The following is a 12,666-nucleotide window of genomic DNA, read 5'->3' on the forward strand; positions in this document are numbered from 1 at the left end:
TGACGACCATGCCGACCTCCTTCACCGCCTCCGCCAACCGTGGCCGCTTCATCACGCTGGAAGGCGGCGAAGGGGCCGGCAAGTCGACGCAGCTGCGCCGTCTGGCCGATACCCTGCGCGCCCGGGGCATCGACGTCGTCACGACGCGCGAGCCGGGCGGATCGCCGGGGGCGGAGGAGATCCGCGGCCTGCTGGTGACCGGCGAGACCGGCCGCTGGAGCCCGGTGACGGAAGCGCTGCTGCACACTGCCGCCCGCCGCGACCATCTGGAACGGACGGTGTGGCCGGCGCTGGAGGCCGGCAAGTGGGTGCTGTGCGACCGCTTCTTCGACAGCACCATGGCCTATCAGGGCTACGGGCTGGGGCTGGGGCGCGAGTTGGTGGAGACCCTGCAGCGGGCGGCGTTGGGCGAGTTCCGGCCCGACCTGACGCTGATCCTGGACATCGACGTCGAGCTGGGTCTGCGCCGCGCCGCCTCGCGCCATGGCGGCGAGGACCGCTATGAGCGGATGGACATCGGCTTTCACCAGCGCCTGCGCGACGGCTTCCTCGACATCGCCCGACGGGAGCCGGAGCGCTGCGCCGTCGTGGATGCCGATGCCGACCTGGACGGGGTGCAGGCCCGCGTGTGGGATGCCGTCGCCGGCCGGCTGGGGCTGGCCCAGGGGCTGGCGTCGTGAGCAAGGCCCGCACATCCACCCCGGCGGCAACACCAGTTGCGGAGGAAGCGCTCGCCCCCCGGCGCAACCCGGACCTCGTCGGTCATGAGGAGGCGGAGCGGCGGCTGCTGGAGGCCTGGAACTCCGGCCGGCTGCCGCATGCCTGGCTGATCGGCGGTTCGCCGGGGATCGGCAAGGCGACGCTGGCCTTCCGCTTCGCCCGCTTCGTCCTGGCGCAGGACCCGCCCGGAGACAGCCTGTTCGGCAATAGTCTCTTGGGCGGAGCGGCGCCGGCGACCTCGCTGCACATCGGGCCGGACCATCCGGTGTTCCGCCGGGTGGCGTCGGGCGGCCATGCCGACCTGCTGACCATCGAACGCCAGCGCGACGAGAAGAAGGGCCGGCTGAAGCGCGACATCGCGGTCGACGACGTGCGCAAGATCGGGCCGTTTCTGCGCCGCACCTCGGCGGAAGGCGGCTGGCGCGTCGCGGTGATCGACGGCGCCGACCGCATGAACCTGAGCGGCCTGAACGCCATCCTGAAAATCCTGGAGGAACCGCCGCCCGGCGCCCTGCTGCTGCTGGTCAGCGACAATCCCGGCGGCATGCTGCCGACCATCCGCTCGCGCTGCCGCAAGCTGACGCTGAAGCCGCTGGGCGAGGACACCGTCATCGATTTGCTGGGGCAGCACCGGCCGGACATCGCCGCCGACGACCGCCCGGCGCTGGCCCGCCTGTCGGAGGGCAGCGTCGGCCGCTCCATCGATCTGGCCGATGCCGGCGGGCTGGCGCTGTACCGCGAGATGATCGGGCTGCTGTCCGACCTGCCGCGCATCGACATCGTCGCGGCGCACGCTTTCGGCGACAAGCTGACCCGCCGCCAAGACGACGGGATGTTCGAGACGGCGACGGAGCTGCTGGTCTGGTGGCTCGCCCGCTTCGCCCGCTCGCTCGCCCGCGGATCCTGGCCGGCGGAGGTGGTGCCGGGCGAGGCCGCCCTGATGACCCGGCTGGCCAACGCCCGCGGTCTTGAACGTTGGGTGGAGGTGTGGGAAAAGGTTCAGCGTCTTTTCGCGCGCGCGGAATCCGCAAACCTGGACCGCAAGCAGGTGGTCCTGAACGCTTTGGCAGCGCTGGAAGCGGCCGCCGCCTAGCGTTGTTTCTTGAACCTGCCGGTTGAACCTGACTTGAAAGAAAGTGCCGCAAATGGCCGGGCCGAAGACCTTCTATCTGACGACGCCGATCTATTACGTGAACGACGTGCCGCACATCGGCCACGCCTACACGACCCTTGCCTGCGACGTCCTCGCCCGGTTCATGCGCCTCGACGGCTATGACGTGAAGTTCCTGACCGGCACCGACGAGCACGGCCAGAAGGTGGAGAAGTCGGCGGAGAAGGCCGGCATCGCGCCGCAGGAGTTCACCGACCGGGTGTCTCAGAACTTCCGCGATCTTGTGTCGCTGATGAACTATTCCAACGACGACTTCATCCGCACCACCGAGCCGCGCCACGTCAAGTCGGTGCAGGCGCTGTGGACGGTGCTGAAGGATCGCGGCGAGATCTATCTGGGGTCCTATGCAGGCTGGTACTCGGTTCGCGACGAGGCCTTCTATGGCGAGGACGAACTGACCACCAATGCCGAGGGCAAGAAGATCGCCCCGACCGGCGCCGAGTGCGAATGGGTGGAGGAACCGTCCTACTTCTTCAAGCTCTCGGCCTGGCAGGACCGGCTGATCGAGTTCTATGAGCAGAACCCGGATTTCATCGCGCCGGCCGGCAAGCGCAACGAGGTGATGTCCTTCGTCAAGTCCGGCCTGAAGGACCTGTCGGTCAGCCGCACCACCTTCAAGTGGGGCATCCCGGTGCCGGACGACGACGCCCACATCATGTATGTCTGGCTCGACGCGCTGGCGAACTACATCACCGCCGTCGGCTATCCCGATACCACCGGCGAGTATGCCAAGTACTGGCCGGCCGACCTGCACATGGTCGGCAAGGATATCCTGCGCTTCCACGCCGTCTATTGGCCGGCCTTCCTGATGGCCGCCGGCCTGCAGCCGCCCCGCCGTGTGTTCGCCCATGGCTGGTGGACGATCGAAGGCCAGAAGATGTCGAAGTCGCTGGGTAACGTCATCGCGCCGGAAACGCTGGTCAACACCTACGGCCTTGACCAGACCCGCTATTTCCTGCTGCGCGAAGTGCCGTTCGGCAATGACGGCGACTTCTCGCACAAGCAGATGGTCAACCGGATCAACGGCAATCTCGCCAACGATTACGGCAATCTGGTGCAGCGCGTCCTGTCGATGATCGGCAAGAACTGCGGCGCCGCCGTGCCGACGCCGGGGGCCTTCACCGAGGCGGACAACGCGCTGCTCGGTTCCGCCTACGGCATGCTGGACATCGTCCGGGCGGAGTTCAAGGCGCAGGCCTTCCACAAGGCGCTGGACGCCATCTGGGCCGTGGTCGGCGACGCCAACCGCTATGTCGACGAACAGGCCCCCTGGGCGCTAAAGAAGACCGACCCGGCGCGCATGGCGACCGTGCTCTATGTGCTGGCCGAGACGATCCGCCACCTCGCCATCCTGACCCAGCCGGTGATGCCGGACAGCTCCGCCAAGATCCTCGACCTGCTGGCGCTGGGTCCGGATGCGCGCGGCTTCGGCACGCTGGGTCCGTCGGGGGCGCTGGCCGCCGGCACGCCGCTGCCGACGCCGCAGGGCGTCTTCCCGCGTTACGTCGAAGAACCGAAGGCCTGAGTTCCCTGATGCTCGTCGACAGCCATTGCCATCTCGACTTTCCCGATTTCGCCGAGGAACTGGACGCGGTCGTCGACCGCGCCCGGCAGGCCGGCATCGGGCGGATGGTCACCATCTGCACCTATATCAGCCGTTTCGACCGCATCCTGGCGGTGGCGGAACGCTATGACGACATCCTCTGCTCGGTGGGCGTCCATCCCCATCAGGCCCAGGAGGAGTTCGCCATCACCACCGTGGACAAACTGGTGGAGCTCTCGCGCCATCCCAAGGTGATCGGGCTGGGCGAGACCGGGCTCGACTACTTCTATGACAAGAGCCCGCGCGACCAGCAGCAGGAGTGTTTCCGCCGGCACATCCGCGCCAGCCTGGAGACCGGCCTGCCGCTGATCATCCACACCCGCGACGCCGACGACGACACCATGCGCATTGTCAAGGAGGAGGCGGCCGGCCAGCCGGTGAAGGGGCTGCTGCACTGCTTCAGCTCCGGCCGGGCCCTGGCGGAAGAAGCGGTGGAGTTCGGCTTCAGCCTGTCGCTGTCGGGGATCGTCACCTTCAAGAAGTCGGAAGACCTGCGCGCCATCGTGAAGGACGTGCCGCTCGACCGCATCCTGGTGGAGACCGACGCGCCCTACCTTGCGCCGATTCCCTTCCGCGGCAAGCGCAACGAGCCGGCCTATGTCGCCCACACCGCGGCCTGCGTGGCCGAGGTGAAGGGAGTGTCGGCGGAGGAGTTGGCCCGCGTCACCACCGACAATTTCTTCCGCCTGTTCGACAAGGCGGCTGCATGACAGTGGACGGCGCATCAACCGGCGCGATGCGCGTGACCGTCCTTGGCTGCGGCGGGTCGCGCGGCGTGCCGGTGATCGCCGGTATTCCCGGCGGCCAGTGGGGCCGCTGCGATCCCGCCAATCCGAAGAACCGCCGCATGCGCCCCTCCGTTCTGGTGGAGAGCGGCGGGGTTTCGATGCTGGTCGACACCTCCCCTGACCTGCGGCAGCAGTTTCTCGACAGCGGCTGTGCCCGTCTGGATGCCGTGCTGTGGACCCACCAGCATGCCGACCATTGCCACGGCATCGACGAACTGCGTGAGATCTGCCGGCACATGCATGCGCCGATCGACGCCTATGGTTGGGACGAGCATCTGCGCGACATTGAGATTCGCTTTCCCTACTGCTTCGATCCGCTACCGGAGGGGTATCCCTTCTACCGGCCGGTGCTGAACACGCATCGGATCGCCGGGCCTTTCAGCGTGAAGGGGTTGGAGGTGACGCCGTTCGAGCAGGACCACGGCTATATGCGGACGGTCGGCTACCGGTTCGGGCGCTTCGCCTATTCGACCGACGTGGTGCGGTTGGACGACCGCGCGTTCGAGGCACTGGCGGGGGTGGACACCTGGATGGTCGATTGCGGCCGGATCGAGCCGCCGCATCCGGTGCACGCGCACCTGGCGCTGACACTGGAGTGGATCGAGCGGGTGAAGCCGCGCCGGGCCTATCTGACCCACATGGACAACAGCATGGACTATGACAGTCTGCTGCGGATCCTGCCGGAGGGGGTCGAGCCGGCGTATGATGGGCTGGTGATCGAGGTTTGAAGGTGGTTGGCTTCGATGCCCCCACCTAACCTCCCCCGCTGGGCGGGGGAGGGTTAGGGTGGGGGCAATACTTGCCCTTACTTCTTCTTCTCAAGCGGCGGGGCCGCGTAGACAAAGCGGTCAAAGCTGTATTCGGCAACGCGGAACCACAGATACTCTTCCTCGCGGAACTTCTTCCACGCGTCGTAGATCTTGCGGAACTTCTCGTTCTTCGCCGCTTCGTCCTCGTACACCTCGATGGCGGCCTGATAGCAGGCCTGCATCACCTCGTTCGGGAAGGGACGCAGCTGGGTGCCGGCGGCAACCAGACGCTTCAGCGCGGTCATGTTCTGGACGTCGTACTTGCCCAGCATGTCCAGCGTCGCGTCGGAACAGGCCGCCTGCAGCGCCGCCTTGTAGGCCGGCGGCAGCGAGTCGAACTTGTCCTTGCCGAACAGCATGGAGACCTGCGGACCGCCTTCCCACCAGCCGGGATAGTAGTAGTACTTGGCGACCTTGTTGAAGCCGAGCTTCTCGTCGTCATAGGGGCCGACGAACTCGGCGCCGTCGATGGTGCCCTTTTCCAGCGCCGGGTAGATGTCGCCGCCGCCGATCTGCTGCGGCACGACGCCCAGCTTGGCCATGATGGTGCCGGCATAGCCGCCGATGCGGAACTTCAGGCCTTTCAGGTCCTCGACCGACTTGATTTCCTTGCGGAACCAGCCGCCCATCTGGGTGCCGGTGTTGCCGGCGCCGATGGCGACGAGGTTGTGACCGGCGAAGAACTCTGCCATCAGCTCCTTGCCGCCGCCGTGGGTCATCCAGGCGTTCTGCTGGCGGGCGTTCAGGCCGAACGGCATCGCCGCGTCGAACGCGAAGGTCGGATCCTTGCCGACATAATAGTAGGAGACGGTGTGGCCGCACTCGATCGTGCCGTCCTTGACCGCGTCCAGAACCTGCAGAGCCGGAACGATTTCGCCAGCCGCGAAGACACGGATCTGGAACTTGTTGTCCGTCAGTTCGGCCACGCGCTTCGCCACGAACTCCGCACCGCCATAGATGGTGTCGAGGCTCTTCGGGAAGCTGGAGGCGCAGCGCCACTTGATCTCGGGCGTGGACTGGGCGATGGCGGGGGCGGCAAGCGTGCTGGCGGCGACGCCCACACCGGCGGAGGTCAGAAATGCACGACGTTTCATGCAGAAGCTCCCTTGTCCATTCTCTGTTATGCGTTCTTATCGCCGGACCGGCGGACACCCTGCCAAGGCATGCCGACCCGCACCCGGGCATGCCGGGCCCCTCGCGGGACCGGTGAATACCGGGTGAGCAGGGAAAGCGGGAATGAGTGGGATGCACGCTCGACCGACCCGGACGGCGCACCGCTGGGAACCATGGAACCGGTGGGCACCGGCGCATTGCGCCATCCGCCCGGTTCCATGGCGTCCCGACGTTGGTGTGCGTTTCCTCCCGTCCATCCGGGCTTGCCGCCGGCCTTCCGGCCGATCCGCCCCAGCTTTCTTTTGCTGATCGGATTATGCAGGAAGCAAACGGTGAGGATCAAGCGCGATCGGGAATTGAAGACTGTATTTCAGAGGTTTAACGCTGCGACGCGAAGCCGCGGGTCTCGTTCAACCACGGTTCGGCAATCATCCGCAGCCCTTATGCCGTCCGCCTTCTCGAATCCGGAGGCGGCACACCCATCTTTTGCAGGGATCAAGGCGGGTATTTGGAACGCGACGCCCTTGCGGGTGGGTTGAGGACCGCTGGTCGGGCTGGATTGTTCACGAGTGCGGAGCAAGACACTTGCGGGTTGGACGGCCATGAAAGACGCAACATCGGCGGACGGCAGGAACGAGACGGCTGCGCGCGATCTGCGGCTCGACTTCTTCCGCGGTCTGGCGCTGTGGTTCATCTTCGTAAACCACATCCCTGCCAATCAGATCTCCTGGGCGACGCCGCGCAACTTCGGCCTGAGCGACGCCACGGAAATTTTCGTCTTCATCTCCGGCTACACCGCGGCCCTGGTCTACGGTCGAACACTGGATCGGCAAGGAATGCCGATGGCGGCGGCGCAGATGCTGCACCGCTGCTGGACGCTGTACGTCACCTACATCATCCTGTTCTTCGCCTACACCACCCAGATCGCCTACACCGCCCGCGCCTTCGACAGCCCGCTGTTCGCGGAGGAAATGGGCATCGCCGGTTATTTCCAGGACCCCGTCACCGCCCTGACCCAGGCTATCCTGCTGAAGTTCCGGCCCGCCAACCTGGACGTTCTGCCGCTCTACATCGTGCTGCTGCTGAGCTTCCCACTGCTGCTGCCAGCCCTGCGCCGCCGACCGCTGGCGGTGCTGGCGGGGTCCGCCGCGCTGTACCTCGCGGCACGGCAATGGGGATGGAACCTGCCGACATACCCGGATGGCGGCGTCTGGTACTTCAATCCCTTCACCTGGCAATTCCTGTTCGTGCTGGGTGCATCACTGCAGTTCCAACCGGAACTGCGGGCCGTGCTGACCCGATTCCGGACGCCGGTGGCGGCAACAGCCGGGGCTGTCCTGCTGGCCGGCCTGTTCCTGACGCTGTCCTGGAAATTCGCCCCGCTGCACGCACTGATCCCGGTGACGCTGACGGAGATCCTCTATCCCATCAGTAAGACCGACCTCGACCCTTTGCGGCTGCTGCACTTCTTCGCCCTGGCCTATCTGATGCTGTGGCTGGTGCCGGCGGGAGCATCCTGGCTGCGCGGACCGCTGGCCGCACCGGTGCTCGACTGCGGCCGGCAATCACTGCCGGTGTTCTGCCTGGGAGTGCTGCTGTCCTTTGCCGGGCAGACCATGCTCGTCCATGTCAGCGGCTCGCTTTCTGCACAGTTCCTTGTTACCGTGTTCGGCATCGCCATGATGGTGCTGCTGGCGCGCTTCCTGAACTGGTATCAGTCGGCGGAACGGGCGCGGCGCCACCGGGTCGCGGCCACCACGAAAATGGGCACATGAGGGGGGAATGGCGGGAGGACGGGGGCGAGGGATGCTGACGGTCACGGCCATCCTGCTGGCGGTCGCACTGTTCCTTTCTCCGGACCATGTCATGGCCGGCCAGCCGGCGACAGCCCAGTCGGTCGATCCCACCTGCGCCGTGCCGGAGTCGGTTCTCGCTCCCGGCGGCGGACTGCCGCGGACGTCGGCGCGACTTGCCGCCGGGGGGTCATTATCGATCCTGATCGCCCATTCCGCCAAGCCGACATCCAAGCCGGGCATCGTCGGCTATCCCGCCCGGCTGGAAAGCGAGCTGAAGCGCCGCCTGCCCGGCCGCGAGATCAATACCACCGTGCTGAGCCTTACCGGCGAAGCGGCGCCTGCCATGGTCGCCCCACTGACCCTGGCCGTCGAGAAGGAGCGGCCGGCGCTGGTCGTCTGGCAGACCGGCACGGTCGACGCCATGCGCAGCCTGGACTTGGAGAGTTTCGGCACAGCGCTCCAGGCCGGCATCGCTGAGGTTCAACGCCGCGGCGCCGACATCGTCATCATGGACATGCAGTACAGCATGCACACCGCGCAGTTGATCGACTTCGCTCCCTACGTGTCATACATGTCCTGGCTGGCCCAGAGTTCCGACGTCTTCCATTTTCCCCGCTACGACATCATGCGGTACTGGGTGGAGGATGGCCGGGTCGATTTCGCCGACGAATCGAGCAGAGCAAAGCAGCGTGCTTATGAATTCGTTCACCAATGCATCGGACAATTGCTGGCGCAAAGCGTCGCGGCGATGATCGTGCCCCTGCCGGTCGGCGAGCGCACCGGAGCAAGCAATTGAGTCCTGTTGTGCCGTACGCCGTACGCGTCCTGTCCGTAATCGCCGCCCTGGCGGTATCCGTCCCGGCCCTTGCCGCCGACCCCGCAACGCGCTGCCAGCTTCCACGCGGCGACGCGGCATTGTCGGCGCCCCTGCCGCAGATGGCCCAGCGCATCGCGGCCGGCGCGCCGATCCGGATCGTCGCCATCGGCTCCTCCTCCACCGCCGGAGCGGGAGCGAGTTCGCAGAACAAGGCCTATCCGGCCCGGCTCGACCATTATCTGAGCGAGCGGTTCCGCAATGCCGACATCGCGGTGCTGAACCGCGGGATCAACGGCGAGACCGACGACCAGACCGAAAAGCGAATCGAGGCCGATGCGCTGAGCGCCAAGCCCGATCTGGTGATCTGGCAAGTCGGCGCCAACACGGTGTTGCGCGACGGAGACCAGGGTTTGAGCGAGCGGTCCATCCGCCGGGGCGTGGCGCGGCTGCGCGCCGCCGGGGTCGATGTGGTGCTGATGGACCTGCAATACGCTCCGAAGATGCTGGAGAAGGCCGGCGTCGCCCCGATGCTGACCCGCATCACCGGGATCGCCACCGACAACCACATCGGCCTGTTCCACCGCTTCGACGTCATGCGGTCGCTGGTGGAGAGCGGTGGGATGACCGTGGCCGACCTGATCGGACCCGACGGCGTCCACCAGAACGACGTCGGATACGACTGCGTCGCCCGCATACTGGCGGTCGGCATCGAGGATGCGGTGAACGTCCACAACAGCGGGCTTCAGCGGTAAAGGAACCGGGGCGTCAAGGCGCCCCGCCCGCTCAGCGCTGCATCATCGCGCTTTCCTTGCCGCACAGGAAGAACACCTTGGAATAGACCTTCAGCAGCGCGTCGGTCAGCGCCTGCACCTCGGGGCTGCCCATGGCGCGCGGCTTGGCGGGGTCGACATGGAGGACGCAGCTGTCCTTGACGTCGTTGAAGGCAGCCAGCGCGTGGATGCGGTCGGGGCGGAACTCGTCGGGGAAATTCTCGTCCATCAGCCAGAAACACTGGAAGTTCCGGCAGGATTGCGGCCGCTCCTCGTAGATCGAGCAGCCCTTGCCCTGGTCGCAGGACGCGCACCATTTGGCGGCGGGCTTCTTCAACTCGGGCACGCCCATCAGCTTACAGCAGAGGGTGCATTCACCGCAGTTGCGGTCGGACATCAGGCAAACTCCAAAAAACGACGGCTTGCAGCGGCTCACACCGATGCTGGCAGGGCGATGTGCGCGTCCTCGGCGGCCAGCAGACGCTCGACCGCCTCCGGCAGGGCGGGGCGGGCGAAGTGATAGCCCTGGGCGTATTGGCACAGACCGCGCAGATACACCGCTTCGTCCGCCGTTTCCACCCCTTCCGCCACGCAATCCAGTCGCAAAATGGTGGCAAGGCCGGCGATGACCTGGACGATGGCGGCGTTGCCCTCCCCCGTCGACACCGCGCGGACGAAGCTGCGGTCGATCTTCAGCACGTCGACCGGCAGCTTGTGCAGATAGGCCAGCGAGGAATAGCCGGTGCCGAAATCGTCGATCGACAGCCGCACGTCCATGTCGCGCAGGCTCTGCATCAGCATCCGGCATTCATCCGGATCCTGGACCAGCAGGCTTTCGGTCAGTTCCAGCTTCAGGCTGGAGGGCGGGATCGGCACCGCGTCCAGCAGGTCGCGCACCGCGCCGACGATGTCGTCGTCGCGGAACTGGCGGGTGGAGACGTTGACGCTCATGAACAGCGGGGTGGCGCGGGGGAAACGCGCCTGCCACGCCGCCAGTTGCCGGACCGCCTGCCCCAGCGCCCAGCGGCCCATCGGCGCGATCAGGCCGGTTTCCTCGGCCAGCGGGATGAACTCGGCGGGAGAGACCAGCCCGCGGTCGGGATGGTTCCAGCGCATCAGCGCCTCGAAGCCGGCGATGGCGCCGGTCTCCAGCAGGACGATGGGCTGGTAATGCAGGCAGAGCTGCCCCTGCTCCAGGGCGGCGCGCAGGTCGGCCTCCATCCGCATGGCGGCCATCGCCTGCCGGCGCAGGTTGGTGTCGAACACGTCGATGCGCGCCCGCCCGCCGCTCTTGGCGCGGTACATGGCGAGGCTGGCGTCGCGCAACATGTCCTCCGCCCGGTCATAGCCGGTCTGGCTCAGCGCCACGCCGATCGAGGCGGTCAGCACGACGTCGCGCCCCTCCTCCAAGGTGACCGGCCGCGAAATGGAGCGGGCCATCCGCTCCGCCGCCTCCAGCGCGTCGCCGGCATCGTCCAGTTCGTCCACCAGGACCGCGAACTCGTCCGCCGACAGGCGGGCCAGCGTGTCGCCGACGCGGCGGCTGGCGTCGAGCCGTCTGGCGACGATGCGCAGCACACGGTCGCCGGCGCTGCTGCCCAGCGCATCGTTGATCGCCTTGAAGCGGTCCAGGTCGATGATGATGGTGGCGAAGGGCCGGGCGCCGGCGCGGCGGTTGCGGTCCAGCGCCTGCCCGATGCGGTCCAGCAGAAGCGTGCGGTTGGGAAGGCCGGTCATGCTGTCATGGACGGCGTCGAACAGGATCTGCTGTTCGGCCTTCTTGCGCGCGGTGATGTCGGTCATCGAGCCGGCCATGCGGACGGCGCAGCCCTTCTCGTTGCGGACGGCCAGCCCGCGCACCAGCATCCACATCTCCTGCCCGGCCTTGTCGCGGATGCGGAATTCATGCTGGAGATGTGGACGCTCGCCGGTCAGATGCAGGTTTAGCGCGGTGCGCAGCCCGTCCAGGTCGCCGGGCAGGACCCGCTGGAACCATTCATCGATGGAGCCGGCGATCTCCGCCTCCCCGAAGCCCAGCATCGCCTTCCAGCGCGGCGAGTAATAGACCTCGCCACTGTCGATGTACCAGTCCCACAGCCCGTCGGCGGCCCCGGCGGCGGCAAGGGCATAGCGCTCCTCGCTCTGGCGCAGGCGCTGTTCGGCGGTCTTCCGATCGGTCACGTCGGCTTGGCTGCCGACCAGCCGGATCGGCTTGCCGTCGGCATCCAGCACGGCGATGCCGCGGCAGGCCATCCATCGGATCGCCCCGACGGCGTTACGCATGCGAAATTCGACCTGGAAGGCCGCTTCCGATTCGGCCCCGGCCTCTGCCGCTTCCCCTGCCCCGCCGAGTGCCGCCATCGCGTCGGTCAGGATCGCCCGGTCGGCCGGAAGGATGCGGCCCAGCCATTCCTGCGGGTTGTCGGTCAACTCGGCCGGCGACAGCCCGAGCAGCGAGGCCCAGCGCGGCGAGAAATAGACGCGGTCGGTGACCAAATCCCAGTCATAGAGCCCGTCGTTGCTGGCCGCGGCGGCGAGCGCATAGCGTTCCTCGCTGCGGCGCAGTTCCTTTTCAGCGTGCTTGCGGTCGGTGATGTCGGCGACCGATCCCACCAGCCGGATCGGCTCCCCCGAATCGTCCATCACCGCCATGCCGCGGCAGACCAGCCAGCGCCAGTGCGGCTTGGCGGTCGCAGAGGAATCGGCGCGGCGGACGCGGTGTTCGATCTGGAAGGGAACGGACAGACCGACCATCTGCGCCTCGAAGGACGCATGCAGCCAGTCGACGTCCTCCGGGTGGACCAGCGACAGCCAATCGTTCGGCCGGTTGGAGTCGCGGCTTGCATCGCCCGGCGGCAGCCCGAGGAAGTCCTTGAAGCGAGGGGAGAGGTACAGCGTGTCGCTACGCAGGTCCCAATCCCAGACGCCTTCGGTTCCGGCCTTTTCCGCCAGCAGATATCGGTCGATGTTGGTGTTCAAGACCCCTCGTCGGACCCGTCGGCGGTCAGCGATTGGTGGGGCCTCCCACCGTTGAGCCTCCGATGGTAGGGGCATTTTGGTGAAGAAACCATAAATGCCT

At 66.7% G+C, this 12,666-nt stretch carries 11 protein-coding genes; 8 read left to right on the forward strand and 3 right to left on the reverse strand.

Annotated features, from left to right (window positions below; translation table 11 throughout):
• Nucleotides 1-8: 8 nt before the first annotated feature.
• From tmk to B9N97_RS21215, 5 genes are read left to right on the forward strand one after another with little or no spacing between them, the layout of a single operon-like run.
• Nucleotides 9-680, forward strand: a complete 672-nt coding sequence (gene tmk, locus B9N97_RS21195) for a dTMP kinase (protein WP_085090695.1) — start codon at nt 9-11, stop codon at nt 678-680.
• On the forward strand, nt 677-1,813 hold the full coding sequence (locus B9N97_RS21200; protein WP_085089719.1) for a DNA polymerase III subunit delta': 1,137 nt from the start codon (nt 677-679) through the stop codon (nt 1,811-1,813). The genes tmk and B9N97_RS21200 overlap by 4 nt, the downstream gene beginning before the upstream one ends.
• A 52-nt stretch (nt 1,814-1,865) precedes the next feature.
• On the forward strand, nt 1,866-3,416 hold the full coding sequence (gene metG, locus B9N97_RS21205; RefSeq protein ID WP_085089720.1) for a methionine--tRNA ligase: 1,551 nt from the start codon (nt 1,866-1,868) through the stop codon (nt 3,414-3,416).
• An 8-nt stretch (nt 3,417-3,424) separates the two neighbouring features.
• The gene (locus B9N97_RS21210) at nt 3,425-4,204 is read left to right on the forward strand and encodes a TatD family hydrolase (RefSeq protein ID WP_085089721.1); all 780 of its coding nucleotides are present in this window, start codon (nt 3,425-3,427) and stop codon (nt 4,202-4,204) included.
• A complete protein-coding gene (locus tag B9N97_RS21215; protein ID WP_085089722.1) occupies nt 4,201-5,010 on the forward strand; it encodes an MBL fold metallo-hydrolase in 810 nt (269 codons plus the stop codon). Before B9N97_RS21210 ends, B9N97_RS21215 begins: the two co-directional genes overlap by 4 nt.
• Nucleotides 5,011-5,087: 77 nt before the next feature.
• On the opposite strand, the gene B9N97_RS21220 is transcribed toward B9N97_RS21215, so the two are convergent.
• Nucleotides 5,088-6,185 (reverse strand): TRAP transporter substrate-binding protein, encoded by a 1,098-nt coding sequence (locus B9N97_RS21220; RefSeq protein WP_085089723.1) that lies wholly within the window; start codon nt 6,183-6,185, stop codon nt 5,088-5,090.
• A 621-nt stretch (nt 6,186-6,806) separates the two neighbouring features.
• Here B9N97_RS21220 and B9N97_RS21225 point away from each other — a divergent pair.
• From B9N97_RS21225 to B9N97_RS21235, 3 genes are read left to right on the forward strand one after another with little or no spacing between them, the layout of a single operon-like run.
• Nucleotides 6,807-7,979, forward strand: a complete 1,173-nt coding sequence (locus B9N97_RS21225; protein WP_085089724.1) for an OpgC family protein — start codon at nt 6,807-6,809, stop codon at nt 7,977-7,979.
• Between the two features lie 31 nt (nt 7,980-8,010).
• Entirely contained in the window at nt 8,011-8,796 is a 786-nt protein-coding gene (locus tag B9N97_RS21230; protein ID WP_085089725.1) for an SGNH/GDSL hydrolase family protein, read from the forward strand.
• Between the two features lie 8 nt (nt 8,797-8,804).
• Nucleotides 8,805-9,569, forward strand: coding sequence for an SGNH/GDSL hydrolase family protein (locus tag B9N97_RS21235; protein WP_244560825.1), 765 nt, complete (start codon nt 8,805-8,807; stop codon nt 9,567-9,569).
• A 31-nt stretch (nt 9,570-9,600) separates the two neighbouring features.
• On the opposite strand, the gene B9N97_RS21240 is transcribed toward B9N97_RS21235, so the two are convergent.
• Together B9N97_RS21240 and B9N97_RS21245 are read right to left on the reverse strand one after the other, a co-directional pair.
• The gene (locus tag B9N97_RS21240; RefSeq protein WP_085089726.1) at nt 9,601-9,984 is read right to left on the reverse strand and encodes a hypothetical protein; all 384 of its coding nucleotides are present in this window, start codon (nt 9,982-9,984) and stop codon (nt 9,601-9,603) included.
• A gap of 35 nt (nt 9,985-10,019) precedes the next feature.
• Nucleotides 10,020-12,566 (reverse strand): sensor domain-containing protein, encoded by a 2,547-nt coding sequence (locus tag B9N97_RS21245; protein WP_085089727.1) that lies wholly within the window; start codon nt 12,564-12,566, stop codon nt 10,020-10,022.
• Between the last annotated feature and the right edge of the window lie 100 nt (nt 12,567-12,666).

Source organism: Azospirillum oryzae, assembly GCF_900177515.1.
Classification (GTDB): Bacteria; Pseudomonadota; Alphaproteobacteria; order Azospirillales; family Azospirillaceae; genus Azospirillum; species Azospirillum oryzae_A.